Source organism: Sphingomonas guangdongensis, from assembly GCF_900199185.1.
Classification (GTDB): Bacteria; Pseudomonadota; Alphaproteobacteria; order Sphingomonadales; family Sphingomonadaceae; genus Sphingomonas; species Sphingomonas guangdongensis.
This window is the reverse complement of sequence record NZ_OBMI01000001.1, coordinates 66,222-92,524: the sequence shown is the minus strand read 5'-3', so window position 1 is coordinate 92,524 and position 26,303 is coordinate 66,222. Positions and strand designations below refer to the sequence as shown.

General features: G+C 70.5%; 25 protein-coding genes. 14 read left to right on the top strand and 11 right to left on the bottom strand.

What is annotated here, in order from left to right; translation table 11 throughout:
- Genes CRO12_RS00460 through CRO12_RS00450 form a run of 3 tightly spaced genes read right to left on the bottom strand, consistent with a single transcriptional unit; the run spans position 1 to position 5,841 of the window.
- Positions 1-3,348 (bottom strand): amidohydrolase family protein, encoded by a 3,348-nt coding sequence (locus CRO12_RS00460; RefSeq protein ID WP_245858082.1) that lies wholly within the window; start codon positions 3,346-3,348, stop codon positions 1-3.
- Positions 3,349-3,397: 49 nt separating this feature from the next.
- Positions 3,398-3,841, bottom strand: a complete 444-nt coding sequence (locus CRO12_RS00455; RefSeq protein WP_179640776.1) for a lasso peptide biosynthesis B2 protein — start codon at positions 3,839-3,841, stop codon at positions 3,398-3,400.
- Positions 3,838-5,841, bottom strand: a complete 2,004-nt coding sequence (locus CRO12_RS00450) for an asparagine synthetase B family protein (protein ID WP_179640775.1) — start codon at positions 5,839-5,841, stop codon at positions 3,838-3,840. Before CRO12_RS00450 ends, CRO12_RS00455 begins: the two co-directional genes overlap by 4 nt.
- Between CRO12_RS00450 and CRO12_RS00445 the strand changes: the two genes are divergently transcribed.
- Positions 5,840-7,546 (top strand): ATP-binding cassette domain-containing protein, encoded by a 1,707-nt coding sequence (locus CRO12_RS00445; RefSeq protein WP_179640773.1) that lies wholly within the window; start codon positions 5,840-5,842, stop codon positions 7,544-7,546. The genes CRO12_RS00450 and CRO12_RS00445 overlap by 2 nt on opposite strands.
- 22 nt (positions 7,547-7,568) lie before the next feature.
- Positions 7,569-8,015 carry a MarR family transcriptional regulator gene (locus tag CRO12_RS00440; protein WP_097062085.1) on the top strand — a complete coding sequence of 149 codons (447 nt, stop codon included), beginning with the start codon at positions 7,569-7,571 and terminating at the stop codon, positions 8,013-8,015.
- Positions 8,016-8,035: 20 nt separating this feature from the next.
- Here the strand turns inward: CRO12_RS00440 and CRO12_RS00435 are convergent, their stop codons facing one another.
- Complete coding sequence (locus CRO12_RS00435; protein ID WP_097062084.1) at positions 8,036-8,713, bottom strand: GcrA family cell cycle regulator; 678 nt, start codon at positions 8,711-8,713, stop codon at positions 8,036-8,038.
- A 59-nt stretch (positions 8,714-8,772) separates the two neighbouring features.
- Between CRO12_RS00435 and CRO12_RS00430 the strand changes: the two genes are divergently transcribed.
- The 6 genes from CRO12_RS00430 (at position 8,773) to queE (ending at position 14,680) form a co-directional block, all read left to right on the top strand.
- The gene (locus CRO12_RS00430) at positions 8,773-9,624 is read left to right on the top strand and encodes an ABC transporter permease (RefSeq protein WP_097062083.1); all 852 of its coding nucleotides are present in this window, start codon (positions 8,773-8,775) and stop codon (positions 9,622-9,624) included.
- A gap of 198 nt (positions 9,625-9,822) precedes the next feature.
- Entirely contained in the window at positions 9,823-11,019 is a 1,197-nt protein-coding gene (locus CRO12_RS00425; protein ID WP_097062082.1) for an aspartate aminotransferase family protein, read from the top strand.
- 191 nt (positions 11,020-11,210) lie between these two features.
- Positions 11,211-12,155: an ornithine carbamoyltransferase gene (gene argF, locus CRO12_RS00420; RefSeq protein WP_097062081.1), complete on the top strand. Its 945-nt coding sequence runs from the start codon at positions 11,211-11,213 to the stop codon at positions 12,153-12,155.
- A gap of 138 nt (positions 12,156-12,293) precedes the next feature.
- Positions 12,294-13,214 (top strand): Hsp33 family molecular chaperone HslO, encoded by a 921-nt coding sequence (gene hslO, locus CRO12_RS00415; RefSeq protein WP_097062080.1) that lies wholly within the window; start codon positions 12,294-12,296, stop codon positions 13,212-13,214.
- 147 nt (positions 13,215-13,361) lie between these two features.
- Positions 13,362-14,051 carry a 7-cyano-7-deazaguanine synthase QueC gene (gene queC / locus CRO12_RS00410; protein ID WP_097062079.1) on the top strand — a complete coding sequence of 230 codons (690 nt, stop codon included), beginning with the start codon at positions 13,362-13,364 and terminating at the stop codon, positions 14,049-14,051.
- Positions 14,048-14,680 carry a 7-carboxy-7-deazaguanine synthase gene (gene queE, locus CRO12_RS00405; RefSeq protein ID WP_097062078.1) on the top strand — a complete coding sequence of 211 codons (633 nt, stop codon included), beginning with the start codon at positions 14,048-14,050 and terminating at the stop codon, positions 14,678-14,680. The genes queC and queE overlap by 4 nt, the downstream gene beginning before the upstream one ends.
- Positions 14,681-14,702: 22 nt before the next feature.
- On the opposite strand, the gene CRO12_RS00400 is transcribed toward queE, so the two are convergent.
- From CRO12_RS00400 to lipB, 3 genes are all read right to left on the bottom strand, one after another.
- Positions 14,703-15,371: a hypothetical protein gene (locus tag CRO12_RS00400; protein ID WP_097062077.1), complete on the bottom strand. Its 669-nt coding sequence runs from the start codon at positions 15,369-15,371 to the stop codon at positions 14,703-14,705.
- 203 nt (positions 15,372-15,574) lie between these two features.
- Positions 15,575-15,841: a hypothetical protein gene (locus CRO12_RS00395; protein WP_097062076.1), complete on the bottom strand. Its 267-nt coding sequence runs from the start codon at positions 15,839-15,841 to the stop codon at positions 15,575-15,577.
- Positions 15,842-15,957: 116 nt separating this feature from the next.
- Complete coding sequence (lipB, locus tag CRO12_RS00390) at positions 15,958-16,602, bottom strand: lipoyl(octanoyl) transferase LipB (RefSeq protein ID WP_097063241.1); 645 nt, start codon at positions 16,600-16,602, stop codon at positions 15,958-15,960.
- A 97-nt stretch (positions 16,603-16,699) separates the two neighbouring features.
- Here lipB and CRO12_RS00385 point away from each other — a divergent pair, with 97 nt between their 5' ends.
- Together CRO12_RS00385 and CRO12_RS00380 are read left to right on the top strand one after the other, a co-directional pair.
- The gene (locus CRO12_RS00385) at positions 16,700-17,527 is read left to right on the top strand and encodes a hypothetical protein (protein ID WP_097062075.1); all 828 of its coding nucleotides are present in this window, start codon (positions 16,700-16,702) and stop codon (positions 17,525-17,527) included.
- Positions 17,524-18,288, top strand: coding sequence for a hypothetical protein (locus CRO12_RS00380; protein WP_097062074.1), 765 nt, complete (start codon positions 17,524-17,526; stop codon positions 18,286-18,288). Before CRO12_RS00385 ends, CRO12_RS00380 begins: the two co-directional genes overlap by 4 nt.
- On the opposite strand, the gene CRO12_RS00375 is transcribed toward CRO12_RS00380, so the two are convergent.
- The 3 genes from CRO12_RS00375 to CRO12_RS00365 all read right to left on the bottom strand — a co-directional run bounded on the left by CRO12_RS00375 (position 18,258) and on the right by CRO12_RS00365 (position 20,332).
- Positions 18,258-18,851, bottom strand: coding sequence for a GNAT family N-acetyltransferase (locus CRO12_RS00375; protein WP_097062073.1), 594 nt, complete (start codon positions 18,849-18,851; stop codon positions 18,258-18,260). The two genes, CRO12_RS00380 and CRO12_RS00375, sit on opposite strands and share 31 nt — an antisense overlap.
- A complete protein-coding gene (gene hemF, locus CRO12_RS00370; protein WP_097063240.1) occupies positions 18,842-19,684 on the bottom strand; it encodes an oxygen-dependent coproporphyrinogen oxidase in 843 nt (280 codons plus the stop codon). The genes CRO12_RS00375 and hemF overlap by 10 nt, the downstream gene beginning before the upstream one ends.
- A 177-nt stretch (positions 19,685-19,861) precedes the next feature.
- On the bottom strand, positions 19,862-20,332 hold the full coding sequence (locus CRO12_RS00365) for a tRNA (cytidine(34)-2'-O)-methyltransferase (protein WP_097062072.1): 471 nt from the start codon (positions 20,330-20,332) through the stop codon (positions 19,862-19,864).
- A 176-nt stretch (positions 20,333-20,508) separates the two neighbouring features.
- Here CRO12_RS00365 and petA point away from each other — a divergent pair, with 176 nt between their 5' ends.
- The 4 genes from petA (at position 20,509) to CRO12_RS17815 (ending at position 23,961) form a co-directional block, all read left to right on the top strand.
- Positions 20,509-21,093: a ubiquinol-cytochrome c reductase iron-sulfur subunit gene (petA, locus tag CRO12_RS00360; protein ID WP_097062071.1), complete on the top strand. Its 585-nt coding sequence runs from the start codon at positions 20,509-20,511 to the stop codon at positions 21,091-21,093.
- A 13-nt stretch (positions 21,094-21,106) separates the two neighbouring features.
- The gene (locus CRO12_RS00355) at positions 21,107-22,414 is read left to right on the top strand and encodes a cytochrome b (protein WP_097062070.1); all 1,308 of its coding nucleotides are present in this window, start codon (positions 21,107-21,109) and stop codon (positions 22,412-22,414) included.
- 13 nt (positions 22,415-22,427) lie between these two features.
- Positions 22,428-23,306, top strand: coding sequence for a cytochrome c1 (locus tag CRO12_RS00350; protein ID WP_425442967.1), 879 nt, complete (start codon positions 22,428-22,430; stop codon positions 23,304-23,306).
- 121 nt (positions 23,307-23,427) lie between these two features.
- Positions 23,428-23,961, top strand: a complete 534-nt coding sequence (locus CRO12_RS17815; protein ID WP_179640771.1) for a hypothetical protein — start codon at positions 23,428-23,430, stop codon at positions 23,959-23,961.
- Between the two features lie 286 nt (positions 23,962-24,247).
- Here the strand turns inward: CRO12_RS17815 and CRO12_RS00340 are convergent, their stop codons facing one another.
- Positions 24,248-26,287 (bottom strand): TonB-dependent receptor, encoded by a 2,040-nt coding sequence (locus CRO12_RS00340; protein WP_097063238.1) that lies wholly within the window; start codon positions 26,285-26,287, stop codon positions 24,248-24,250.
- Positions 26,288-26,303: the final 16 nt, after the last annotated feature.

The following is a 26,303-nucleotide window of genomic DNA, read 5'->3' as shown; positions in this document are numbered from 1 at the left end:
TCATTGCTCCCACCAATACGGCAGGCGCCTGGCGGTTCCCGTATCGACCTCGTTCATGGTCGCGGCATCGTAAAGCCGTCCGCCGAGCATCACGCGTGAAACCTTGTCCGAGTTGCGGATGTCGGCGGTCGGGTCGGCGTCGAGCACGACCAAGTCGGCGAGCTTGCCGACCTCCAGGCTGCCGATGTCGCGCGCCATGCCGAGCGACTGCGCCGCGGCGATCGTACCGGCCCGAAGCGCCTCGACCGGCGTCATCCCGCCGCGCACGAACGACCACAGCTCGAAGTGCGATCCGATTCCGGCCTGCTGCCCGTGCGCGCCGATCGACACCTTCACGCCGCGCTTCGCGAGCTTGTTGGCCTCCCGCGCATTGTCGTCGTCGACGAAATCCTCCTCCGGCGCCTTGGTGACGCGGACCAGCTTGGCCTGGAGCCGGTCGGGCGGCGTGTGGCGGAGCAGCGGGTGCTTCCACACGTCGATCGCCTGGTCCCAGTACGGCTCGCCGGCGAGTCCGCCGTAGCTGACCACCAGCGTTGGCGTGTAGTTGGTCTGGCTCTGGCTGAAGAAGCTCAGGACATCCTCGTAGAAGACGTCGAGGGGCACATTGTGCTCCAGCGTCGAATTGCCGTCGGCGATCAGCGTCATGTCCATCCCGAACAGCGATCCGCCCTCCGCCACCACCTGCATGTTCTCGCGGCGCGAGGCCTCCACCACCTGCTGGCGCTGGTCGCGGCGCGGCTGGTTGTAGTTCTTGACCGAGTGGCCGCCCTGCGCCTTCAGACGGCGGACGTGGGCGAGCGCGTCGTCGATGCTGTCGATCTGCGCGTACACGCCCGCGGCCTTGGCGCCGTAGACGATCTCGCCGGTCGAGAAGATGCGGGGTGCAAGCAGCGTGCCCGCGCGCTGGCGCTCGGCCGCGACGAAGATCTCGCTCGCCTGGGATGACGGGTCGTGGATGGTTGTGGTGCCCATCGCCAGGTTCTGCACCGCCGACCAGTTCTGCTGCGGCACGACCTCGTCGTCACCCTGCGGCCCGTGCGCGTGCGCGTCGATCAGCCCGGGGATGATCGTCTTGCCGCCCATGTCGATCGTGCGGGCGCCGGCCGGGATCGCCGTGGTGCCGCGCGGCCCGACCGCAGCGATGCGGTCGCCGTCGATCACGACGACGCCGTCGTCGATGATCCCGCCCGCGTCGTTCGCCATGGTGACGACGCGCGCGCCGGTCAGCGCTACCGTGCCGCGATGCTTCGCCGCGGTGACCGGCATCGACAGCGACACGCCGCTGGTCGGCGGCACGAACTTGGGCGCGCTCTCGTCTGCTGGCGCGGTCCGGAACAGTGCGGCGCTGTCGGCGGTGTAGAGCGTGGGGCCAAGGCTCCAGTGCAGGCGCTTGCCGTCGTTCGACCAGCCGATGTACTCCGCGCCGCCCGCGCTCGCGCGGGTGACCGGTAGTGCCTTCGCGTCCATGTCGGCCGGCGCCTCCTGCACACCCGGCATCAACGGCGTGACATAGGCGGCGTAGTTCTGGCGAAAGGCGAGGTACTCGCCGTCTGGCGAGACGATGTAGTCGCTGACCAGTTCACCTGCGGCATGGACCCGCTTCTGCCCGCCCGACAGGTCGGTCGAGACGAGCTGGCGCTTGCCGGCTGCGGAGGCGACGGTGAAGATCCGGTCGTTGTCGGCGCCGAACTGCGGGTTGGCGCCGCTGCGTGAGACGAGGCTCGGCGTGCCGCCGGTCACGGCCACACGGTAGATGCCGGGGTTCTCGCTGTACGCCGGCGCGGTCACGCTGCCGCCCTCGCGCTTCTCGAACACGAGGGTGCGTCCGTCGGGCGAGAAGCGGGGACGGGCATAATGGCCGGGCTGCGTCGTGACGTCGCGCGCCGCGCCGCCGCCCGCCGCCACCGTACGGATGCGGCCGAGCTCAGCGTCGGTCCAGCTGACGAAGGCGATGGTGCGGCCGTCGCGCGACCAGGCCGGGAACAGCTCCAGCTCGTCGCCGCTCCCGCCGGTCAGTCGCCGCGCATTGCCGCCGGCGGTCGGCTTAACCCACAGCTTGCCGAGCGTCTCGAACACCACGCGGCTGCCGTCGGGCGACACGCTGGCGAAACGCGGCATCTTTGTCTCGAACGTCGCCGGTGCGACCGCGATCTGCGGGTGCGGCGCGGCTGTGACGCCGCGTGTGTCATTGACGCGGAACGGGATCACCGCCGCGCCCGTGCCGCCCGCGCCCACGCGGCGGATCTTCCCGCCCGCCCAGAACACGACGGAGCGACTGTCGGGGGTCCAGGCCATGTTGGGGTAGACGCCCGTCACCGCCCAGGTCTCCTGCACGTCCTGGTCGAGCGCGTCGTAGATCTTGCGCTCGACGCCGGACGAGAGGTCCTTAACGTACAGCTTGGACCGCGTCCGCTCGCGCCGCACGAAGGCGATCAGCTTGCCGTCTGGCGAGGGGGTCGGCCGCACCGATCCGCCCGCGCCCGACACGATGGTCGTCACCTCACCCGTCGCGATGTCGTAGCGTTCGATGTTGAACAGGTCGGTGTTCGAGTTCTGCGCGTACTCGAAGATCGGGCCGGGCGTGATGTTGCGCGTGTAGTAGATGCCCTTGCCGTCGGGTGCGTAGACCGGCTCGCCAAGCTCCTTCTGCAGCGCCTCGCTCGCGCGCTTGACCAGTTGAACGCCCGCGCCGCCCGATACGTGGTAGAGCCACACCTCGCCGGTGCCGAGCGAGCGGCCGGTGGTGAAGTGCTTCTTGGCGGCGATGAAGCGGCCGTCGGGGCTCCAGGTCGGCTGATTGAGGAGGCGGAAGTTCTCCTTCGTCACCTGACGCTTGTCGTTGCCGTCGGCGTTCATCACCCAGATGTTGTCGCCGCCGCCGCGGTCGGAGGTGAAGGCGAGGCGGCGGCCGTCCGGCGACCAGCGCGGGTGAACCTCCCAGGCGAGCCCCTCGGCGATCCGCGTCGGCGTGCCGCCCGCGATCGGCATGGTGTAGATGTCGCCGAGCAGCGTGAAGGCAAGGATGCGGCCGTCCGGCGACACGTCCAGGTCCATCCAGCTGCCCTCGTCGACATTGATCGGCACCTGGCGGATGACGACGCCCGGCGGCGCGTTGACGTCCCACTTGGCGGGCTTGGGCGTAGGCGTGGCGAGCGGAGTCGGCTGCGCAGCCGGGGTAGCCGTCGCGACCGGCGTCGCGGGCGGAGTGGGGGTGGGCAGCGGATCGATCGCCCGGTCCTCCGGCGCCCTGGTCTGCTCGACCGGGCGGTCGCCGCGGGGCGGGACCTGCGCTGCCGCCGCGCCTAGGATGAACAGGCTGGCAAGGACGCTGGCGACGCTGTGCTTCACGATATAATTCCCCCGTTTCGCGTACCGTAGAACAGGTTGGCGGCGGCCGTCACCTGCCGCGTGCAGGGCCGAGCTGCGCGACCTCATGAAAATCCGCGGCCTGTGCGCCCCCGACCACATCCTCTCCGCGCCAGGTGACCCAGACATGCGCAGCCAGCGCCTCGCCCTCGCGCGCGACGCCGTAGTGGAGGGTCGTGGCGATCCCGCGCCGGCGCAGCATCGCCTGCGCGGCCACGCCCTGCTCGATGCAAACGGCGCGGAACCGTGCCCGCCGGGCGGCCGCTGCGACCGCCCAGCGGACCAGCGCGACCGTGGCGGCCGCATCCCCCTGCTCGTGGGCAGCGGGCCGCCGCTGCGCCACCGCGGCCAAGCGGCGGAACGGTCGGAACCGCACCAGCGCCGACGCCCAGATCAGCGTTGCGAACGCTTCCGCCACCGCCCGCCGCTCCGCGCCGGAGCGGGCCCGCCACCTGTCCAGCACCGATCGCCTCACGCGTTGCCGCCCTCCAGCCGGCGCAGGAAGCGCCCGGCGGCGAGCGCGCGGGTGACGGCGAGTACCTCGGTCGCGCGAGAGTCCTCGGGACCGCGCCAGTCGGCCAGCAGGCGCTCCGCGCGATCGAGGTCGATCCATCCCGGTACCGCCCGGCTGGCGCGCAGCCGCGCGAGCTCCGCCTTCAGCGCCGGCAGCGCCTGATCGACGCCGTGCGCCCAGTCGGCCGCCTGCAGTCCCTTGCGCGTCTCTCCCGCGACATGGGGCGGCAGCAGGTCTGCGGCCACTCCCCGGGCGATCGCGCGCGGCATGCCGCCGTGGCGGAACTCGGCTTCCGGGATGCTGAGGCACAGCTCCAGCAGCCGGCGATCCGCAGTCGGGTCGCGCACCTCCACGCCGTAGAGCCGGCGCGTGCCGCGGGCGAACTCGCCCTGCACGTTCATTCGCCGCACCACCGCGAGCCGCAGCCCGCGGCCATCGCGTGGGTTGAGCGCGCGCAGGTCGCTGTCCCGGTCCAGATCGTCCGCGCTGCGTCCCAGCCGCGCCGCGAACGACGGGTCGATCAGAGAGGCGTCGCCGAACCGCCACCCGCCATGGCCTAGGCGCCATCGCAGCCGGCGGCTGAGGCGCGGCGGCAGCACCGCGTCGGTCAGGGACCCCGCCACCCACCGCCACGAATGGCCCAGCCGGTGCTTCTCGGCCAGCGCATGGCCGACCGCCTGGTCGATCCGCCCGCGCCCGACCGCCTCCGCCGCGGCCAGCGCGCCGTCCCAACTGAAGCTCATGTTGCCCATGCCGCCGGTCAGCAGGACGCCGATCCCGCGGTCGCGCGCCGCGCGGTCGATCGCGCTCACCCAAACACTGTTCGACAGATTGAACAGCGGCACGTCCTGCGCCGCCTCACGCTGCTCGACCACGTCGAACAGGGGTTGGTCGTCGTTGGCGATTCGAACATGGTCGATGTTGGGGTGGAGCGCGGCAACCGCCGCGGCGTGCGGCCACTCGTCGCCGAAGCGGCCGCGCACGTCCGCGACGGCGCGCGCGGGGGCGGCGGTGAAGGCGGTTAGCCGGCGTCCGCCGGCGGCAAGCGCCCGCGCGGCGAGCGCGGTGACCGCACCGCTGTCGAGCCCGCCGGACAGCTGCGATCCGACCGTGCGGTCGGCGGGCAGGCGGCAGCGCACCGCCTCGTCCAGCGCGGTGCGGACCGCCTCCACATAGTCGTCGTGGTGCCGCAGCCGCAGCAGCGGCAGCCGCTCGGGCTGCCACCAGCGCTCCAGCGTCAGCGTACCGTCCGTCCACACCGCGCGCGCGCCGGGCGCGACGCGGTGGATCCCCTTGTAGAAGCTGTGATCGGCCGCGGCGCTGGAATAGGCCAGCCAGTCGAGGACCTTCGCCTCGTCGATCTCGCGCTCGATCGCCGGATCGGCTAGGAGCGCACGGGCGTCAGTCGCGAAGCGGACGGTATCGGCATCGGCGTGCACCGCCAGCGGATGGTAGCCGCCGGGATCGGTCGCCAGCAGCAGCCGGCGGTCCGCGCCGTCCCAGATCGCCAGGCTCCAGTCGCCGACCACGTGCTGGACCAGTTCGACCCCCCAGCGATCATAGGCGGCGAGCAGCAGCGCCGCATCGTCGCGCGGCGCGTCGGTGAGCCCCAAGGCCGCTCGCAGTGAACCGCGTTCGTGGAGCTCGCCCGAGAGCAGCGCGACCCGCCCACCGGGCCCCGTCGCCAGACCGGCGCCGTCCGCCGCCGCCAGCCGGACACCCTCGCCGCTCCAGCGCCGGGCCGCACGCGGATTGCCGATCGTCACGGCGCGCAGCACGCGATCGAGGTCGAGCGGCGCGTGCCGGTCCAGCGAGGCAATGCCGCAGAGGCTCATGGCAGGGGCGGGCACATCGGGAGCGCTTCCATCGCGCAGGTCCGCGGCGGCGTGCAAGCGCGGATCGCACCGGGGCGGTGCGATGACGCTCGACGCCCGCCCGCCGTCCGCTAGGGTCGACGCCATGAAAGACGGCAGCATGACCAGCCTCGCGGCGCTCGCGCGGTTCGCCCGCGCGCTGCTGGCGTCGGCCGGTCCGCGGGCCCGGACGGCGGCGGCGCTGGTCGCTGCCGGGGCGGTGCTGGAGGGGGTGGGGCTCGTCGTCCTGGTCCCGATCCTCGCGCTAATCGTCTCCGGCGGAAACGAGGCGGTGCGCGCAGCCCTCGCGGGGGTCGGGCTGTCCAGCCAGTCGGGGCAGCTCGCCCTGCTGCTAGCCGCCTTCGTGGCGCTGATGGCCCTCCGCTCGCTGGTGCTCCACGCCCGCGACGTCACCCTTGCCGACCTCCAGGCTCGCTTCGTGGAGGATCTGCGCATCCGGGCGATCGACACGCTGGCGGCGGCGCGCTGGAGCGACCTCGCCCGGCTCCAGCACGCCCGGCTCACCAGCCTGCTCGCCGCCGACATGCAGCGGGTGGCGGCGAGCGCGCAGTATCTGGTGCAGGGCACGGTTGCGGCGCTAATGCTGCTGGTCCAGGCGGCGATCGCGCTGTGGCTGGCGCCGGTGCTCGCCGGCGGGGTCCTGCTCCTGATGGCGGCGGCGGGCGTGCTGCTGCTCGCGCGGGCCGGGCGCACCCGGGACTTGGGCGGGCGTCTGGTCGCGGCCAATCTGTCGCTGATGCAGGGCGCCGGCTCGCTGCTCGGCGGGCTGAAGGCGGCGCTGGCGGAAGGAGACACCGATCGCTTTACGCAGAGCTTCGCCGCCGCGCAGCGGGGCATCCGCGATCATCAGGTCGCGTTCGCGCGCGCGAGCAGCGCGTCGCGGACCGGCTTCGCCTTCGCCGCCGCGGCCGCGGCCGCGCTCGTCATCGCGGCGGCGGTGCTGCTCGCCGTTCCCGCCCCGGCGCTGCTGACGCTGGTCGTGGTGCTCGCCCGCATGAACCCGCCGGCGCAGGTGATCCAGGCCTCGCTCCAGAACCTGTTTTTCGGTCTGCCTAGCTTCGAGAGCGTGCGCGCGCTCGGCGACGATCTGCCGACCGCCGAGACCGAAAGCGCCCCGGTCCGCACGCCGCCTGCCGGACCGATCGTGCTCGATCACGTTTCCTTCGCCCATCCGGGATCGGCCGGGCTCCGCGCGCTGTCGGTGACCCTGGCGCCCGGCGCGATCGTCGGGATCGTCGGCGCGTCGGGGGCGGGCAAGACGACGCTCGTCGATCTGATCGCCGGACTGCTGTTGCCGCAGTCGGGCGTCATCACCGTCGGCGGCGTACAACTGACGGGCGGAGCCCGCGCCGGCTGGCGCAGCCAGATCGGCTATGTGCCGCAGGACGGCTATTTGTTCCACGGCACGGTGCGCGACAATCTAGCGGCGGCGGGGTGCCCACCCGACGTGCTCGCCGATGCGCTCGCGACGACGGGCGCGGACGCGGTGGTCGCCGCGCTGCCGGCCGGGCTCGACACCCTCGTCGGCGATCGCGGCAGCCGCCTGTCGGGAGGCGAGCGTCAGCGCCTCGCGATCACGCGCGCGCTGCTGCGCCGACCGCGGCTGCTGATCCTGGACGAGGCGACCAACGCCATTGACGTGGCGGGCGAGGCGGCGGTGCTGGACGCGCTTGCCGCGCTTGTTCCCCGCCCGACCATCCTGATCGTCGCGCACCGCCGCGAGAGCCTTTCGCGCTGCGACCAGATGCTCGCACTAGCGGACGGGAGCGTAACGAGTTACATACCAAGCTAGTGAATCTGCCAGGGAGGGGACGGTGGAGCGAATCACGGCAAAGGAGGTCCGGCCCGAGCTGGAGTTCGTGCGCGAGTGCGTGCTGCTCGGCCGCCGCTGGCGATCGATGGCGGATGAGCGGCTGAAGGCGAAGGGCCTGACGCTCGCCCGCGGCACGGTCCTCTACTGGCTGGCGGAGGCGAACGGCCCCATCACCCAGAGCCGGCTGGCAGAGCTGATCGGGATCGAGGGGCCGACGCTGGTCCGCCTGCTGCACGCGCTTGAGGCGCAGGGCCTCGTCGAGCGCGTCCCCTTCGAAGGGGATCGCCGTGCCAAGGGCTTGCGCCTGACGGAGGCCGCGGCGCCGTTCCTCGACATGATCGACTCGGTCACCGACGCGATGTGCGACGAGTATCTCGGCCGACTGGAGAAGCGGCGCCTGTCGAGCGCGACCCGGCTGGTGCGGGAAGCGCACGACGGGCTACGCTGAGCCGATCGCGCGACTGACCCTTAGCGGACCCGCGGCCCGCCGTAGGGCAGCGGCGGCGGCGGCCGGCGGTCGCGGCGCGGCATCTGCGCCTGATAGGCGTGGCCGCAGTGCGCGACGCAGTAGGGGAAGCCCGGATTGACCTTGTCACCGCAGAAGTGGAAGTCGGGCTCGCCCGGGTGACCGAGCGGCCACTTGCAGATGCGGTCGTTGAGGTCGAGGAGCGAGGTCTTGCCCGCGATCGCCTCGCTTGGCTTGGCCGGCACCAGCCGACGCGGCGGGGCTGGGGTGCTCGGCGGCGCCTGCTCGCCTGGGTTCTGGCGCACGAACCCGCCCGGCCCGACGGACCGCAGGACCGGCTGGGCCGCGAGCGGCGCGGACTGCGGATCGGCCTCGCCGCGCGCCGCAACGGCCGGCTGCGGCGCCGGTGATGTCGCCGCGGGCGCCTCATACTCGTCATCGAACGGCGCTGCCGCCGCCGGGGAAACAGCGGGAACGGAGGCCGGGGTCGGCGTCGCCGCGACCGCGTCGGGCTCGTTCGGCTTCACCGGCGACGGGCGCGCCTGCAGGCCCAGGCGGTGCGCCTTGCCGATCACGGCGTTGCGGCTGACGCCGCCCAGCGCCTCGGCGATCTGGCTGGCGGTCTGGCCCGCTTCCCACATCGTCTTCAGCGTGTCGATCCGCTCGTCGGTCCAGCTCATCTGTTTTGCGTCACTCTCTTGCTTGCGGCCGGGTGCCCGGTCGATTACGCCGCGCGGCGATGCTCGACCAGCCCTCCCACGGCGCCGATACCCGGTTGCCCGCCCCTGGTGTGCCCACCATCCGCAACGTCAACTGGGGCGGCCTGAAGACGCTCTATGTGAAGGAGGTGCGCCGCTTCTTCAAGGTGCAGTTGCAGACGATCTGGGCGCCGGCGATCCAGACGCTGCTGTTCCTGGTCGTGTTCACGGTCGCGATGGGCGGGCGCAGCGCGGTCGCGGTCGGCGGCATAACCGTCGCTTTCGCCGACTTCATTGCGCCCGGGCTGATCGTGATGGGCATGCTCCAGAACGCGTTCGCCAACGCGAGCTTCTCGCTCCTGGTCGGCAAGATCCAGGGCACCATCGTCGACTATCTGATGCCGCCGCTCTCCACCGCGGAGCTGCTGGCGGCGCTGGTCGGCGGCGCGGTGACCCGCGCGGCGTGCGTCGGCGCGGCGGTGTGGCTCGCGATGGCGCTCTGGCCGGGCGTCCATGTGACGCCGCTCCACCCGCTCGCGATCCTGTGGTTCGGGCTGGCGGGCTCCGCCTTCCTCGCCTTCCTGGGCGTGCTCACCTCCGTCTGGGCGGAAAAGTTCGACCATGCCGCCGCGGTAACAAACTTCGTGGTCGGCCCGCTCGCGCTGCTGTCGGGCACCTTCTACTCGGTCGATCGCCTCGCCCCCGCCTTCCAGGCGGTGAGCCACGCCAATCCGTTCTTCTACATCATATCCGGCTTCCGCTACGGCTTCCTGGGCGTGAGCGACGGCTACGTTTCGATCGGCGCGAGCGCCGCGATCATCGGCGCCATCGATGTCGTGATGGGGATCGCCTGCTACGCGCTGCTGCGCTCAGGCTGGAAGCTCAAGAACTGACCTTCGTCATGCCAGCGCAGGCTGGCACCCATGTCTGTGTCGAGGGTGAGCAACCGCCCGGCGATCACCAACAGACATGGAACCCAGCCTGCGCTGGGGTGACGGTGGTGTTGCACGTGACCCTGCACCCTCGTAAAGCAGACCCCGGCGGTCCCCAGCGGCCGCCTTTTTTCGTTTAGTCTCGAAGGAGAAGGTCCGGTGGCGATTACCCCGCTCATGCCCGTCTATCCCCGGTGCGGGGTGCGGCCGGTGCGAGGCGAGGGCTGCTACCTGATCGGCGAGCAGGGCGAGCGCTACCTAGACTTCGCCGCCGGGATCGCGGTCAACGCGCTCGGCCACGGCCACCCGCACCTCGTGCAGGCGATCGCCGATCAGGCGGCGACGCTGATGCACGTCTCCAACCTCTACGGCAGCCCACAGGGTGAGGCGCTGGCGCAGCGGATCATCGGCAATTGCTTTGCCGACACCGTGTTCTTCACCAACTCCGGCGTCGAGGCGATCGAGTGCGCGATCAAGACCGCGCGTCGCTACCACCACGTCAACGGCAATCCCGAGCGCCACAAGCTCATCACCTTTCAGAACGCATTCCACGGCCGCTCGCTGGGCGCGATCAGCGCGACCGACCAGGCGAAGATGCGCGACGGTTTCGAGCCGCTGCTCCCCGGCTTCGCCTATGCTCCGTTCAACGATCTGGATGCCGCGCTCGCGCTGATCGACGGCGAGACCGCGGGCTTCCTGGTCGAGACGGTGCAGGGTGAGGGCGGGATGACCGCGGGCACGCCCGAGTTCATCCGCGGGCTGCGCCAGGCGTGCGACGACCACGGCCTGCTGCTGATCCTCGACGAGATCCAGTGCGGCTACGGCCGGACCGGGCGCTTCTTCGCCTATGAACACTACGGCATCACGCCGGACATCATGACGGTCGCCAAGGGAATCGGGGCGGGCTTTCCGCTTGGCGCGTGCCTCGCGACCGAGGAGGCGGCCAAGGGCATGGTCGCGGGGACCCACGGCTCCACCTATGGCGGCAACCCGCTGGCGATGGCGGCGGGGCAGGCCGTGCTCGACGTGATGCTGGAGGTCGGCTTTTTCGAGCGCGTCGCGCAGAAGGGCGAGCGGCTGCGCAGCGCGTTCGAGCAGCTGATCCCCAACCACGATCACCTGTTCGAGGAGATCCGGGGCAAGGGCCTGATGCTGGGCATCAAGATGAAGGAGCCGGCGGTCAGCCGCGACTTCGTCGCCCACTTGCGCGACAATCACGGGTTGCTGACGGTCGCTGCGGGGGAGAATGTGTTCCGCGTCCTCCCGCCGCTGGTAATCGAGGACGAGCACATCGACGAGTGCATCGAGAAGCTGAGCGCGGGTGCGCGCAGCTTCGCGGTGCCGATGGATGACTAACCAACGCAAAAGCCCGTTCGCCCTGAGTAGGGGTTGAGCAGAGCCGAAGACCCGTATCGAAGGGGCGGTCCTTCGATACAGTGTCAGGTGAAGGATGCGCCCGCATCCTTCAGGACCGTCCGGGGGACGATCCGACCTGACACTCTTCGACAAGCTCAGCGGCTACTCAGGACAAACGGTGGAGTGTCGACATGACCATCCGCCACTTCCTGTCCCTGTCTGATGCGGGCGCCGACGGCGTCGCCGCGATTCTGGCCGACGCGCTCGATCGCAAGCGCGCGCGGGGCACCATGCCGAAGGGTGCGCCCGATCCAGACGCCCCGCTCTCGGGTCATGTGCTCGCGACCGTGTTCGAGAAGTCGTCGACCCGCACCCGCGTGTCGTTCGACATGGCCATGCGCCAGCTCGGCGGGTCGGCGCTGGTGCTCGACAGCGGCACCACCCAGCTCGGCCGCGGTGAGACGGTCGCGGACACCGCGCGCGTGCTGTCCGGCTTCTGCGACGCCATCATGGTCCGCACCGACGATCATGCCAAGGCGGAGGAAATGGCGGCGTACGCGAGCGTGCCCGTCATCAACGGCCTGACCGACGACAGCCATCCCTGCCAGATCGTCGCCGACCTGCTGACGGTGCTGGAGGAAGGGAAGGCGCTGCCCGGCCTCAAGTGGGCGTGGCTCGGCGACGGCAACAACGTGCTGCACTCGATCGTGGAGGCGGCGGGGCTGTTCGGCTTCTCCGTCGCGGTCGGCTGTCCGGAGGGCTATGATCCGGCGGCACGCTGGATCGATGCCGCCAACGCGGCGCTCACCGGCACCAACGCGCGCGTTGCGATCGAGCGCGATCCGGTGCGCGCGGTCGAGGGCGCGGACGTGGTCGTCACCGACACCTGGATTTCGATGGGCCAGGCGCACGCTGAGGCGAAGCTCGCCGCGATGATGCCGTACCAGGTGACGGAGGCGCTGATGGCGCGCGCCGACCGGCAAGCCATCTTCCTCCACTGCCTGCCGGCGCACCGCGAGGAGGAGGTAGTGACGAGTGTCATCGACGGCGCGCGGTCGCGGATCTGGCGCGAGGCGGAGAACCGGCTGCACGCGCAGAAATCGATCCTGCGCTGGTGCTTCGGCCAGATCGGTTGAACGGGGTGCCGCGACCACCCACGTTGCGCACTCACCGAGATACTCCCGTTCGCCCTGAGCCTGTCGAAGGGCGTGTCATGCGCGAGCCCGCCGGGCACGCGCCTCGACCAGCCCAGCGCGAACGGTTTGGAGCCTGACATGAGCGACACGACCGTCCTTCCCGATCTCGACCGCGCGGTTGCGTTCACCATACCGGCGCAGCACGCGCGGGGCCGCATGGCGCGGCTCGGGCCGGTGCTCGACGCGATCCTCGCCGCGCACAACTACCCCGCTGCCATCGAGCGGCTGCTCGCCGAATCGCTGACCCTCACCGCGCTGCTCGGCACGCTGCTGAAGGACGCGGCGGGACAGCTGACGCTGCAGGCGCAGACCCGCGGCGGGATCGTGTCGCTGATGGTCTGCGACTATCAGGATGGCGCGCTGCGCGGCTACGTCCAGTTCGATGCCGAGCGGCTTGGCGAGGTCGGCGATAACCCGTCGCTCTACGCGCTGTTCGGCCAGGGGCACCTCGCCATCACCTTCGACCAGGCGACATCGGGCGAGCGCTACCAGGGGATCGTGCCGCTCGACGGTGACTCGGTCGCCGCCGCCGCCGAGAGCTACTTCCTGCAATCCGAACAGATCCCCAGCCTGATCCGGCTGGCGCTCGGCAAGGGGCCGGACGGCCGGCACGTCGCCGGCGGCTTGTTCCTCCAGCACCTGCCGGAGGGCGAGGAGGGTCGCGAGCGGCTCCACGTCCGCCTGGACCATCCGGAGTGGGAGCGGGTCGCGGCACTCGGGGGCACGATGGGCGGCGACGAGCTCGCCGATCCCATGCTGTCGCTCGAGACGCTGGTATGGCGCCTGTTCAACGAGGAGAGCGAGGTGCGGCTGCTCGCCGAGACGCGCTTGGGGAAGGGCTGCCGCTGCGACGGCACCTATATCGCGCAGGTGCTCGCCAAGTTTCCGCTCGCCGAGCGGCTGGAGATGGCGGACGAGAACGGCGTCATCACCGTCGACTGCGCCTTCTGCTCGACCAAGTTTCCGGTTGTCGCGTCGGAAATCGCCGACGCGGCTTAACCCGCCGGTAACCATCGCGCGTTAGACGGTGAGCGTGCATCTGGCACATTTCTCCCTAGCTGACTGACACTCGGGCCGCTCTTCGCGGGCGGCCCCTTCTTTTATCGCGTTGCAGCAGCGCGCGTGCAGGCGTAGCGGTTCCGGTCCATGAATCCGGAACATACCGCCGCTGTCGTGCTCGTCTCGGGCGGGCTGGACTCGATGGTGTCCGCCGCCCGCGCGAAGGAGGACGGTCATCGCCTCTTCGCGCTCTCGATTGACTACAACCAGCGTCACCGGCTGGAGCTCGCCGCCGCGCGTCGCATCGCCCAGCACTTGGGCGCCGAGCGGCACGTCGTCCTGCCGCTCGACCTTTCCGCCTTCGGCGGGTCGGCGCTAACCGCCGACATCGCGGTGCCCAAGACGGGGGTCGAGCCGGGCATCCCCGTCACCTACGTGCCGGCGCGCAACACCATCTTCCTCAGCCTGGCGCTCGGCTGGGCCGAGGCGGCGGGGGCGCGCGACCTGTACATCGGCGTCAACGCGCTCGATTATTCGGGCTACCCCGACTGCCGCCCGGAGTTCATCGCCGCGTTCGAGGGGCTGGCGGAGCTCGCCACCAAGGCGGGCGTGGAGGGCGCTCCGTTCCGCATCCGCGCGCCGCTCCAGCATTTGACCAAGGCGGAGATCGTGACGGAAGCGGCTCGCCTGGGCCTGGACGCGGGCATGAGCTGGTCTTGCTACGATCCCGCGCCCGGCGGCGTCCACTGCGGCCTGTGCGACAGCTGCCGGCTGCGCGCCAAGGGGTTCGAGGACGCGGGCCTGCCCGATCCGACCGTCTACGCCGTCCGCCCGTGAGCTACGCGGTCAAGGAACTGTTCCTGACGCTGCAGGGCGAGGGGGCGAACGCAGGGCGCCGGGCGGTGTTCGTCCGCTTCGCCGGCTGCAATCTTTGGTCGGGGCGGGAAGCGGACCGCGCCACGGCAGTGTGCCGGTTCTGCGACACCGACTTCGTCGGCACCGACGGCGCGGGCGGCGGCCGGTTCGCCGATGCCTCGGCGCTGGTCGCGGCGGTAGTTGCGGCCTGGGGCGAGGACCGCGAACACCGCTTCGTCGTGCTGACCGGGGGCGAGCCGATGCTGCAGGTTGACGACGCGCTGGTCGACGCACTTCACGCCGCGGGCTTCCGGATCGCGATCGAGAGCAACGGTACGCTGCCGGCGCATCCGGGCATAGACTGGGTGTGCATCAGTCCCAAGGCCGGCAGCACCGTGGTCCAGCGCGCCGGCGACGAACTGAAGCTGATCTGGCCGCAAGCGGGGATCGACCCGGTCGCGCTGGAGGACTGGGCCTTCACCCACCACCTGCTTCAGCCGATGGACGACGTGCGCGGGCAGGCCAACGTCGCGGCGGCGATCGACCTCGTCATGGCACGGCCGCGCTGGACGCTCACGCTCCAGACGCACAAGCTGCTCGGGCTGCGCTAGCGCGTTGCCTCGAGCGTGCGGCTCAGCCCCAGAGCTGCGGGCCGCACTTCTTCGGCTGCCACTCGCCCTTGCGCCAGCAGCGATCGTCGAGCGCGGGGAGCCGTGTGGCGGGCACGTTGACGAACCACGGGAAGCGCTGCTCGCCCGCGAGCACCAGGCTGTTGCGCAGCTCCTGCATCCGCTCGCTCGCGAGCGTGCCGAAGCTGCCGCGCGGTGCGAAGATCGCCAGGTGCGCGATCTCCGACGCCGTCTGGCAGAAGGTCAGCTGCGCACCGACCGTCGAGAAGCTGGAGTAGACGCGCGTGCCATACTGGTCCAGTGCGGTCTGACCGGCCTTCTTGGTCTTGGCGGTGCGCTCGAAATACTTGCCGAGCGTGGCATAGGCGGCGTTCAGCTCGGTGCCGTGATCGCCCAGGATCTTGTTGTAGTTGTAGAGCGACAGCAGCGTCGGCTTGAACTGGCATTGCAGCGCGGCGACGTTCAATCCCGCGCGCAGGTTCCACACCAGCGCGGCGCGAAGCTCCTCGGGCGTCGCGCCGGGCAGCGGCTGCGCGACGATGCCGGGTTCCGCACCCGTCACGGGCGCGCCGGTCAGCTTCGGCGGCTGGAAGAAGAACTGCGCGGCCGCGGGGCGGGGAAGGGCCGCGGCACCGGCCAGGGCGAGAGTGACGAGGGTACGCGACGGCTTCATGGATGACCTCTTTCGCGCGGGGTTGTTAACCATCCGCGTAAGCAGCGGCACGATTACGGTTTTTGCGAGTCCGCCCCAAGCGAAATCTGCCAGCAGCCCGGCATCTGCGCCGAACCGTACGGGCGGCCGCGGAATCGAAAGGGGCCGCCCGACCTGGTGTCGGACGGCCCCCGTCTGGAACCGTGTGCCCGGTTCCGGCGCGATTACATCGCGTTGGTCGCCATGGTGTCGTTCGACATCATCATGTTGGCGTCCATGCTATTCGCCATCATCGCGTCGTTGCCCATCGCGCCGTCAACGGCGGTCATGTTGTCGGTCATCGTGCCGTCCATGGTGGCGTCGGTGACGTTCAGGTCGGTGACGACCGTGTTCTCGGTGGTGTTCTCCGTCGAGCCGCCGCACGCGGACACGAGCAGCGCCGCACCGGCGATCATCGAGGCGGTCAGGCCCTTGGCAAAGATAGAACGCATCTGGAAGCTCCCTAGAATAAGGCGATTGGGGCTTGGCTGGATGCCTTGTTAATACCCAAATCGTGGGGGACATTAGTCGAGACCTGCGGCGCCCTCAAGCCATGAATTGGCGGAGCTTAGCGCAGGTCAGCCAGAAACCGCGGCAGGCAGGCGCGCAGGGCGGCATCAAGACGCGCGGTGTCGGCCGCCTTGCCGAGCGCCGCGGCGCTGGTCACGCCGTAGTCGGCGATCCCGCAGGGCACGATCCCGCCGAAGTGCGACAGGTCGGGCGACAGGTTGACGGAGAAGCCGTGCATGGTGACCCAGCGCTTCACCCGCACCCCGATCGCCCCGATCTTCGCCTCGCCGCGCACCGGATCCTTCGTCCATATGCCGATCCGCCCCTCAGCGCGGAACGCCACGATGTCCAGTTCCGCCAGCGCTGCGATCACCCATCCCTCCAGCGCGTGGACGAAGCACCGCACGTCGCGCCCGCGGGTCGCCAGGTCGAGCACGAGATAGCCGACGCGCTGCCCGGGGCCGTGATAAGTGTAGCGGCCGCCGCGTCCGGTGGCGTGCACAGGTAAGCGCGGCGCGATCAGCTCGGCCGGATCGGCGCTGGTGCCCGCGGTGTAGAGGGGCGGGTGCTCTAGCAGCCAGATCAGCTCGGGCGCAGCCCCGGCCTGCACCGCCGCCAGCCGCGCCTCCATCTCGGCAAGTGCGGCCGGGTAGTCGGTCAGCCCCGGCGATACCCGCCACTCGATCCCGTTGATCAGTTCCACGCCGGCGCAGATGCGGACGCGCGCGAGCGTTGGCAAGGTGAAGCGGCTTCGTCTAACGCGGGGAGCAACGACCACGGGAGCGAAGGGGACGCGGGCGATGGTGAAGATGGGCTATGTGTGGGACCGGACCACCGAGTTCCTGGGCGAGCACGGCGGCACGATCCTGCCGCTCGCGCTGCTGGCGATCTTCGTACCCTCGCTCATCTCGGCCGTCGTGACCCCGCTGCAGGAGGAGGCGACCGGCGTGAACCAGCTGTTGTACGCCTTGATCAGTCTTGGCGCTGCCGTCCTGTCGCTGTGGGGGCAGCTCGCGGTCACAGCGGTGGCGATCGATCCTGCCGCCGCGCGGGCCGCGCCGCGGGTCGCCTCCGCGCGGCTGCTACCGGCGATCGGCGTGTACCTGATCGTGATGCTGATCGCGCTCGCAGGGCTGCTGCCGATCGTGGCGCTGGTCGGCGCGGCGAACATTGACGTTGTGGCGATGCGTGCCGGGCAGATGCCGACGATCACGCCCGCGACCGGCGGCGCGATCGCACTCTACGCCCTCGTGTACCTCGTCGCGCTGCTATTCCTGGTCGCGCGGCTGCTTCCCGTGAGTGCGGTGATCGTCAGCGAGCGACGCGGCATCGGTGCGATCGGGACGGCCTTCCGGCTCACTCGCGGGCTGACCTGGCGACTGTTCGGGACGCTGCTCCTCTACGGCGTGGTCACCCTTGTCGTCACGATGGCGGTCACCGGCGTGTTCGGCGGGCTGCTCGGCGTGTTCCTCGGCAACACCGGGCCGCTCGGCGTCACCAGCCTCGTCACCGCGGTTGCGAGCGCGGTCGTGTCCACCGCACTGACGGTGGTGGCGCTGGTCTTCGCCGCCAAGCTCTACGTCGCGCTCCAGCGCGGGCGGGGCGAGCCGGAGCTGCCGCTGCCGTGAGCATTCACCCCGCCGCGCCGTTCCGCCGCGCGCTGGAGCTGTGGCGCGGCGATCGCGCGCTGCTGCTGCCGGTCGCCGGGCTGTTCATGTTCGTGCCCCAGTGGGCGGTGCTGATGCTGGTGCCCGACATGCCGCGCGCGGTGCCACCCGACGCCGACGACGCGGCCTTGCGAGCGTGGACGGAGGCGGTGGTCACCTGGGCGGGTCAGCACGGCCCCTGGTACCTGCTTGCCCCCGCGCTCGCGCTGGCGGGCTCGCTCGCGATCATGGCGCTGTACCTGGATCCGGCGCGGCCGAGCCTCGGCGGTGCGCTTCGGCGCGCCGCACTGCTGTTCCTGCGCTACCTGCTCGCCTCGATCCTGGTCGCGCTGCCGGCGGGGGCGCTGCTGATGCCCGCGCTCGCCTCGCCGCTGCTGCTGGTGGCGGTGCTCGCGCCCATCTTCTACCTGTTCGGGCGGACGATGCTGGCGGGGCCGGTGATCGTGGCGGAGGCGCCGGTCGGCGCGGTCGCCGCGGTCGCGCGGAGCTGGCGGCTGACGACCGGCCACGGCTGGGTGCTCGCGGCCTGCTACGGCGCGATCATGCTCGGCGCGCAGATGGTCGGCGGGCTGTTCCTTCAGCTGGGGGAGGCGGGCGGTGCCAATCCGGTGATCCGCGCGCTGACCGACGGGCTGGCGGCGGCGGCGACTGCGACCGCCGCGCTGACGCTCGTGCTGGTGGAGGTCGCGCTCTACCGCCGGCTGGCGAGCAGCGGCACGTGAGGCGCGGCGTCCACGCTCAGCGTTCCGGTGAGCCGCGGATCGGGAAAGGTCTCTACCGTCCGCTTGTACGGCACGAAGCCTGACGCACGATAGAAACCGAGCGCGCGCGGGTGATCGAGCGTGCAGGTGTGGACCCAGACGCGCGTGATCCCCGCCGCCCAGAGCTGCTGAAGCGCGAGCGCCATCAGCCAGCGCCCATGCCCTTGCCCTGTCAGCTCGGGCACCAGCCCGAAATAGCCGAGCAGGCCGGTGCCCGGCTGGCGAAAGTCGAGCTCGACCATACCGACCTCGATCCCGCGCGCGTCGACGGCGGCGAACACCTGCACCGCGGGATCGTGGATGATTGCGGCGAGTGCCTGGTCGTCCATCACCAGCCGGGAAAACCACAGCCACGGCTCGCCCACGCGGCGGAACAGCGTCCGGTACGCGGCGAGCGTCGGGGCGGGCCAGCGCTGGAGTCGCAGCGGGGAGGGGGGCAGCGGCCGGTGCGGCGGCGGCTCCGTCATCTCCAGGCTGGTGACGACCGTCGCGACCTCGCCGGCGGCGACCGGGATCAGGCCCATGTCGCGCGCGGCGGCAGGCTCATCAGGATCGCGTCGATGTTCCCGCCGGTCTTGAGGCCGAACAGCGTGCCGCGGTCATGAACCAGGTTGAACTCGGCGTAGCGCCCGCGCCAGGCGAGCATCGCTTCCTCGTCGGCAGGCGTGAACGGCGCGTCCATACGGCGCCTGACGATCGCGGGATAGCTGTCGAGGAACGCGCGGCCGACATCCTGCGTGAAGCGGAGGTTGGTCGCGAAGTCGCCCTCCAGATGGTCGTAGAAGATGCCGCCGACCCCGCGGTGGACACCGCGGTGGGGAATGTAGAAATACTCGTCCGCCCACTTGCTGAAGCGCGGATAGTACGAAGGGTCGTGCGCGTCGCAGGCGCTGCGCAGGCGGGCGTGGAACTCGGCGGTATCCTGCGCGATCGGCAGCGGCGGGTTGAGGTCGGCGCCCCCGCCGAACCAGCGCTTGGTGGTGACCAGGAACCGCGTGTTCATGTGGACGGCTGGCACGTGCGGGTTCGCCATATGCGCAACCAGGCTGATCCCGGTCGCGAAGAAGTGCGGGTTGTCGCCCGCGCCGTGGATTGATTTCGCGAACTCGCCCTCGAACGTGCCGCCGACCGTGGAGACGTTGACCCCCACCTTCTCGAACACGCGACCCTTCAGGACCCCGCGCACGCCCCCGCCGCCGGGCTCGCCGGACGGATCGACCCGGTCCCACGGCGTGTAGGCAAAGACCGCGTCCGATCCCGCCTCGCGCTCGATCGCCTCGAACTCCGCGCAGATCAGGTCGCGAAGCTGCTCGAACCAGGTCCGGGCGGCGAGCTGTTCGGGGTCGAGCGGTGGCATGGCGGCGGCCTTTAGCCGCGGCGGGACGGCCAAGTCGATGGGCAGGTGCAAACCCCTTCGCCATCCCGCACCCGTTCATGCTGAGTAGCGACTGAGCGCAGGCGAAGGCGCGTATCGAAGTACGTTGGATCGCGGAACCTGTCCCGCAATGCATCTTTCCGACGGGTTAGGCGCCACTCAGGACGAACGGTCGAGAGCGGCACTCGGCCACCCGCCCGTCTGTCTGAGCGCCTCCGCCAGCACGATGGCGACCGACACACCGAGGTTGAGCGAGCGCACCGCCGGCGCCATCGGGATAACGACGCGGGCGTCGGCGCGGGCGTGGACGGCGTCCGGCACGCCCGCGCCCTCCTGACCGAACAGCAGCACGTCGCCGTCCGCAAACGCGAACTCATGCAGCGGGGTCGCGCCGCGGGTCGTCAGCAGCACCAGCCGCCCGTTGACCTGTGCGGCGAAGGCGTCCCAGTCACGATGGCGTGCGACGGCGACATGGTCGATATAGTCCATGCCCGCCCGCGCGACGCGCCGGTCGTCCCACCGGAATCCCATCGGCTCGATCAAGTCGACCGCGGTCGCCAGGCACGCGGCGGTGCGCAGCACCGCGCCGACGTTGCCCGCGATCTCCGGCTGGTACAGGGCGATGCGCATCAAGTGCGCCCCTTAGCGGGCGCAAATAGCAGTTGGCAAAGCGCGCGCGCGGCGTTTATCAGGCCGGCCAGCCACCGGCGTCCGCCCGGGGGTTCGCGGCGGCTGTCCGGCGCGAAATGGGTCAGGCGCAGCGTATCCGCGCCGCTGAACTATCGAAGAGTGCAAGGGCTTAGTGCATGGCAACGCTTGATGACGCCGTTCCCCCGGGTGCCGACCCGCAGCCCTATCACGAGCAGGTCGCCGATCCGCGCCGCCGTGATTACCTGCAGATCGGTGCGGTCGCCTTTGCCGGCGTGGGCGCGGGCGTGATCGCGCTGCCCCTGATCAACTCGATGAGCCCGTCGGCCGACGTGCTGGCCGCCTCCACCACCGAGATCGACATTTCCGCGATCCAGCCGGGGCAGGCGATCAAGACCAGCTTCCGCAAGCAGCCGCTGTTCGTCCGCAACCTGACGCCGGCCGAGATCGCGTCGGCGGACGGGGTCGCCGCCTCCTCGCTGCGCGATCCGCAGTCGCTCGACGAGCGGACCAAGCCCGGCAAAAAGAACTGGCTGATCACCTTGGGCGTCTGCACCCACCTCGGCTGCGTGCCGCTCGGCGCCGGCGAGGGCGAGAACAAGGGGCCGTTCGGGGGCTATTTCTGCCCATGCCACGGCTCCGCCTACGACACCGCCGGCCGCATCCGGCAGGGCCCGGCGCCGACCAACCTGGCCGTCCCCGATTACGTCTTCACCTCCGACACCGTCGTCACGGTCGGATAAGGGAAAACCGGTTATGAGCTTCCCCTGGGCCAAGCACTATGAGCCGAAGCACCCGCTGATGAAGTGGGTGGACGATCGGCTGCCGCTCCCGCGCTTCGTCTACAATGCGGTGGGTGCGGGCTATCCGGTCCCGCGCAACCTCAACTATTTCTGGAACTTCGGCGTGCTCGCGGGCGCGTCGCTGATGATCCAGATCGTGACCGGTATCGTGCTGGCAATGCATTATTCGACCGACGCGAACACCGCGTTTCTCTCGGTCGAGGGCATCATGCGCGACGTCAACGCCGGCTGGTTCCTGCGCTATGCGCACGCGAACGGCGCGTCGATGTTCCTCGCGGTGGTCTACATCCACATCGGCCGCGGGCTCTACTACGGATCGTACAAGCCGCCGCGCGAGATGGTGTGGCTGCTGGGCGTCGTCATCTTCCTGCTGATCATGGCGACCGCGTTCATGGGCTACGTGCTCCCGTGGGGGCAGATGAGCTTCTGGGGCGCGCAGGTGATCACCGGCTTCTTCTCGGCATTGCCGCTGGTCGGTGAGTCGATCCGCGTCTGGCTGCTCGGCGGCTATGCGCCGGATGCGGCGGCGCTCAACCGCTTCTTCTCGCTCCACTACCTCATGCCGTTCGTAATCGCGGGCGTGATCATCCTCCACATCTGGGCGCTGCACATTCCGGGCTCGAACAACCCGACCGGCGTTGAGGTGAAGGACGAGCAGGACACGGTGCCGTTCCACCCCTACTACACGGCCAAGGACGGCTTCGGCCTCGGCGTGTTCCTGCTGATCTTCGCGGGCTTCATCTTCTTCCAGCCGAACCTGCTCGGTCACCCGGACAACTACATCCCGGCCAACCCGCTCTCGACGCCCGCGCACATCGTGCCGGAATGGTACTTCCTGCCGTTCTACGCCATCCTCAAGTCGTTCACGATCGACTTCATCATGCCGGCGAAGCTGTGGGGCGTGCTCGCGATGTTCGGGTCGATCCTGCTGCTGTTCTTCCTGCCGTGGCTCGACACCTCGCCGGTGCGCTCGGCCAACTACCGGCCGGTCTACCGCTGGTTCCTGGTCGCGCTGCTCGTCGACGTGCTGGTGCTCGGCTATGTCGGCGGCGCGGAGCCGCGGGCGGGCGTGATCCTGCTCGGCCAGCTCGCCTCGGCCTATTACTTCCTCCACTTCCTCGTGATTTTGCCGATCGTCTCGGCGATGGAGCGGCCGCGCCCGCTGCCGAACTCGATCACGGAGGCGGTGCTCCACAAGGAGGGCGGCACCAGCCCCGCCCAGACCGCGATGCACGGCGGCGCGCTCGCGCCCGCCGAATAAGGGTTACGCAACGATGCTGAGTTTCCTGGGCGTTCGTCCCATTGCGTTCGCGGCGGGCCTGGCCTTCGCGCTCATGGCCCTGATCGGCGGCTTCTCCACCATTGGCGCGATGGTGAGTGAGCCGGAGAAGCCAACCGCGGAGCACGAGTTCCACCTCGCCCCGCGCGAAGCGGACTTCTCGTTCAACGGCGTGACCGGCACCTTTGACGAGCGCCAGATGCAGCGCGGCTTCCAGGTGTTCAAGGAAGTCTGCTCGGCCTGCCACTCGCTGAAGCTCGTCGCGTTCCGCGACCTGCAGGGGATCGGCTACAGCGAGGCCGAGGTGAAGGCGATCGCGAGCCAGTGGGCGATCGAGACCCCGGCGCCGAACCCGGAGACGGGCGAGCTCGCGACGCGCAAGAACTTGCCGTCCGATCGCTTCCCCGCGCCCTTCGCGAACGAGATCGCGGCACGCGCGGCTAACAACAACGCTGTCCCGCCCGACCTGTCGCTGATGGCCAAGGCGCGCCACCACGGGCCTGAGTACATCTACTCGCTGCTGACCGGCTACCGAAACCAGGTCGGCTTCAAGAACAAGGACGGGCAGGAGCTGCTGCGCGAGTTCCCGGAGGCGAAGACGCCGGCGGGGCTGCACTTCAACCCATATTTCCCGACGCTCAATCTCGCCATGACCCCGCCGCTCACCAGCAACGGCCAGGTCCAGTACACCGACGGTACCGCGCCGACGGTGGACAACATGGCAAGGGACGTGGCCGCGTTCCTCACCTGGACTGCCGAGCCCAAGCTCCAGGTCCGCCACCAGGCCGGCTGGGCGGCGGCGATCTTCCTGCTGATCTTCTGCGGGCTCGCCTGGGGCGCGTACCAGAACGTCTGGCGGGGCGTGAAGCACTAGGCGTCCGCGGGCGGGTCAGCCCGCTTCAGTACCGATCATGGCCGAAGGGCGGCGCCGCGGAACACGGCGTCGCTCTTCGTCGTTCAACCGGGCAGTAACCGCGTATCCCGGGAGTATCGCCATGTCGCGTCTTCGCACCCTTGCCCTCACCATCGCCGCCGGGCTCGGCCTCGCCGCCTGCACCGACGGATACGGCTATTCGGGCGTGAACGTCGGCTACGGCGCCGGCTACGGCGGCTACTACGACGACGGGTTCGGCTATGGTGGCGGCTACGCGGCCTACGGATCGCCCTACTGGGGCTGGAACAACGGGTTTTATTATCCGGGCACCGGCTACTATGTGTACGACAGCTACCGCCGGCCCTATCGCTGGAACGACCGCCAACGCGCCTATTGGGAGGGCCGTCGCAACAGCTGGCGTGGTGACCGTCGCGAGCTCCGCGACAACTGGCGCGACTATCGCCAGGATCGGCGACAGGACAACCAGGCGTACAGGCAGGATCGCCGCGTCGATCGTCAGGCGTACCGCTCGGGGCAGGTGACCCGCGACCAGTTCCGCGCCGAGCGCCGCGACGATCGCCGCACTTACAACCGCGAGTATCGCCAGGACCGCCGAGAACTCCGCCGCGACAACCGCCGCGTCCGCCGCAACTGACGGCGGTCGCGTCTCGGTAGTGCCACCCCGGCGCAGGCGGGGGATCAGGCTGGACGGTCGCGGTGTGCACCACCACTCGTTATCGTCTCTGGAGCCCGGCCTTAGCTGGGGTGAAAGGTCACGCGGGTTGAGCGCGCTAAACCTCGCGTCGCACGCTCACTCAAGCGCCTCCGCTACGCCAATTCACCGCCACCCCGGCGCAGGCCGGGGTACAGGTCCGTCGGTGGTAGCGTGCACCGCCAGCCGCCATCGGTCCGCAACTCACTCCTGCCGATGCCCGGACGCCCTACAACCCGTACCGCAGCCCCACCCACAGCGTCCGCGGCGTCGCGCGCTCGATCACGCCGCTGTTGCTCACCCCGGCCTCCACCCGCTCGTCCAAGAGGTTCTCCGCCCGCGCCTCCAGCCCCACGCCGCGCCCGAGCGGGACGGCTAGCACGCCATCCAGCGTCGTCGCGGGTGCGAGAGGGCGCAGGTTCTGGTCGTCCTCATACTGCCGCGCGACGTGGCGCACCGTCGCCGACGCGCCCCAGCCGCCGCGCCGCCACCCGAGCGTCCCCGACAGCTGATCGAGCGGCGTCTGCGCGGGCCGCAGCCCGTCGAGCGCGACGGCCGCGCCGGACGCCTCCACTCGCGGATCGACGTGGCTCCACGACGCGCGCGCATGGACGGGACCGGCACGCCAGGTAGCATCGACCTCGACCCCGGTCGAGCGGATCGCGTCGAGGTTCTGCCGCACCCGGTACGCGCCGCCCGCCGCGACGAAGCCGACGCCGGGAAAGGTGCCGGGTCCGCTACCCGCGGTCACGTTCGCGATCGCACCCGCCAGTCGGTTCCAGAACACCGACGCGGTCAGCGACAGTCGTGCTGTCGGGGTCAGCGTGACGCCGGCGTCGACGCCCGTCAGCCGCTCGGGCGCGAGCGCGGAGTTGGCGGCGGTCGCATCGGTCCCGACCCGGAATGGCCGGTAGAGCTCGTTGAGCGTCGGCAGCCGCCAGCCGCGGTAGGCGGCGGCGCGCAGGACCGCGACGTCGCCGATCCGGTACGCGGCTCCTGCGCGGCCGGTCGCCTCGGTGCCCGATCGGTCGGCGGCACGCTGATCGGTGAGCGGCGCGCCGCCGGCCAGCGCGTACTCGGTCAGCGCGCCATCGGTGATCCGCCAGGCATCGATCCGCCCGCCGAGCGTAAGCGTGAGCGCGCCCGCCGCGACGCTGCCGTCGGCGAACAGGCCCGTCGTCCGGCTCTCGCCGCCGGCCTCGCGCCGCCGCGTCGGCAAGCCGCCGACGTAGGTGAACAGCTCCTGCGTGCGCCCGCTCACCGCGCGGACGTCGGCACCGAGCCGCAGGTCGACGCCCGCACCGAGCGGCGGCACCACCTCGACCCGCGCGCCGACGCCGGTCGCCGGCGTATTGTACTGATCGAGCGTCTGGGTGGCCGTCGCGCGGTTCGCCGCCACGCTCGCGAATTGCGAGGCGAAGCCGCGCGTCTGGAGGTAGGCGAGCGCCGACCAGCCCCAGCGTCCGCGCCCAACCAGCCGCACGCTCGCGTCCGCGCCTTCGCTCCGGATCGCGCTAAAGGGGGTGCCGCGCGCGCGGCTGTCGGTGAAGCCGCTGACGTTCGCCTGCAGCTCGGTCGCGCCGCCGAGGCTGAGAACGCCGCGCACCGCAGCGGACGCGCTCTCATAGGGGGCGGGGCGGTCGGCTGCACCGCGCTGCGCCGCGATCGTCGGCACAAACCCGTCGCCGCGGGCGTAGGCACCCGACAGCGTCGCGAACCCGCCGCTTGCCCTGAGCGTCGCGGACGCACTCGCGTCGACCGCGTCGCGGCTGCCGTACGCCACGCGGCCGAGCAGCGGCGCGAGATCGGCGGGACCGGCACTCTCCAACTCTACCGTCCCCGCGAGCGCGCCCGGGCCAAAATAGCCGCTGCCCCCGCCGCGGGTGACGCGGATCTGCCCCAGCCGATCGGTCGCGTAGGCCGGGAACGGCACCCAGCCGCCGAACGGGTCGGTCTGCGGCACGCCGTCGAGCACCAGCAGCGCGCGGCTCGACGCGTTGCCGCCGATCCCGCGCAGGCTGATCCCCTGGCTGGTCGGGTTGGCACTGCGCGAGTCGGAGCGGCGGAACTGCTGCAGCCCGGCGACGTCGGCGAGCACGTTCTCCAGCCGGTTGGCGGCGTTCTCGGCGATCCGCGCGCGGTCGATCGTGATCACGTCGACGGCGATGTCGCCTGGCCGCTCGTCGAGGCCGCGTCCGGTGACGACGATCTCCTCTTGCGCGGCGGCGGGCGAGGCGACGAGGGCGGCGGTGAGGAGAAGAGGGCGCATGATGCTCCGGCAGGAT

What these genes read in the sequence shown, in the direction of transcription:
- CRO12_RS00400 (WP_097062077.1), bottom strand. Translation starts at nt 15,371, where the DNA reads ATGAAGCCGTCGCGTACCCTCGTCACTCTCGCCCTGGCCGGTGCCGCG.
- CRO12_RS00395 (WP_097062076.1), bottom strand. Translation starts at nt 15,841, where the DNA reads ATGCGTTCTATCTTTGCCAAGGGCCTGACCGCCTCGATGATCGCCGGT.
- CRO12_RS00385 (WP_097062075.1), top strand. Translation starts at nt 16,700, where the DNA reads ATGGTGAAGATGGGCTATGTGTGGGACCGGACCACCGAGTTCCTGGGC.
- CRO12_RS00340 (WP_097063238.1), bottom strand. Translation starts at nt 26,287, where the DNA reads ATGCGCCCTCTTCTCCTCACCGCCGCCCTCGTCGCCTCGCCCGCCGCC.
- CRO12_RS00450 (WP_179640775.1), bottom strand. Translation starts at nt 5,841, where the DNA reads ATGGCGTCGACCCTAGCGGACGGCGGGCGGGCGTCGAGCGTCATCGCA.
- CRO12_RS00350 (WP_425442967.1), top strand. Translation starts at nt 22,428, where the DNA reads ATGCTGAGTTTCCTGGGCGTTCGTCCCATTGCGTTCGCGGCGGGCCTG.
- CRO12_RS17815 (WP_179640771.1), top strand. Translation starts at nt 23,428, where the DNA reads ATGTCGCGTCTTCGCACCCTTGCCCTCACCATCGCCGCCGGGCTCGGC.
- CRO12_RS00435 (WP_097062084.1), bottom strand. Translation starts at nt 8,713, where the DNA reads ATGAGCTGGACCGACGAGCGGATCGACACGCTGAAGACGATGTGGGAA.
- CRO12_RS00365 (WP_097062072.1), bottom strand. Translation starts at nt 20,332, where the DNA reads ATGCGCATCGCCCTGTACCAGCCGGAGATCGCGGGCAACGTCGGCGCG.
- queC (WP_097062079.1), top strand. Translation starts at nt 13,362, where the DNA reads ATGAATCCGGAACATACCGCCGCTGTCGTGCTCGTCTCGGGCGGGCTG.
- argF (WP_097062081.1), top strand. Translation starts at nt 11,211, where the DNA reads ATGACCATCCGCCACTTCCTGTCCCTGTCTGATGCGGGCGCCGACGGC.
- hemF (WP_097063240.1), bottom strand. Translation starts at nt 19,684, where the DNA reads ATGCCACCGCTCGACCCCGAACAGCTCGCCGCCCGGACCTGGTTCGAG.
- CRO12_RS00430 (WP_097062083.1), top strand. Translation starts at nt 8,773, where the DNA reads ATGCTCGACCAGCCCTCCCACGGCGCCGATACCCGGTTGCCCGCCCCT.
- petA (WP_097062071.1), top strand. Translation starts at nt 20,509, where the DNA reads ATGGCAACGCTTGATGACGCCGTTCCCCCGGGTGCCGACCCGCAGCCC.
- CRO12_RS00355 (WP_097062070.1), top strand. Translation starts at nt 21,107, where the DNA reads ATGAGCTTCCCCTGGGCCAAGCACTATGAGCCGAAGCACCCGCTGATG.
- CRO12_RS00375 (WP_097062073.1), bottom strand. Translation starts at nt 18,851, where the DNA reads ATGGGCCTGATCCCGGTCGCCGCCGGCGAGGTCGCGACGGTCGTCACC.
- CRO12_RS00445 (WP_179640773.1), top strand. Translation starts at nt 5,840, where the DNA reads ATGAAAGACGGCAGCATGACCAGCCTCGCGGCGCTCGCGCGGTTCGCC.
- hslO (WP_097062080.1), top strand. Translation starts at nt 12,294, where the DNA reads ATGAGCGACACGACCGTCCTTCCCGATCTCGACCGCGCGGTTGCGTTC.